The organism is Carboxydothermus islandicus (genome assembly GCF_001950325.1).
In the GTDB taxonomy this organism is placed as follows: Bacteria; Bacillota; Z-2901; order Carboxydothermales; family Carboxydothermaceae; genus Carboxydothermus; species Carboxydothermus islandicus.
This window is the reverse complement of record NZ_BDJL01000096.1, coordinates 1-241: the sequence shown is the minus strand read 5'-3', so window position 1 is coordinate 241 and position 241 is coordinate 1. Positions and strand designations below refer to the sequence as shown.

At 56.4% G+C, this 241-nt stretch carries 1 rRNA gene; it reads right to left on the bottom strand.

The features are described 5' to 3' along the window. Window positions 1-241: ribosomal RNA gene (locus ciss_RS09635) — 16S ribosomal RNA — on the bottom strand; the annotation flags it as partial.

Here is a 241-nt window from a genome sequence, read left to right as displayed (position 1 = left end):
TCCCTTTGTACCGCCCATTGTAGCACGTGTGTAGCCCAGGGCATAAAGGCCATGATGATTTGACGTCATCCCCACCTTCCTCCATCTTGTCGATGGCAGTCCCCTTAGAGTGCCCGTCTTCACGCTGGCAACTAAGGGTAGGGGTTGCGCTCGTTGCGGGACTTAACCCAACATCTCACGACACGAGCTGACGACAACCATGCAGCACCTGTCTCGCGGTTCCTACCATAAGGCAGGCACC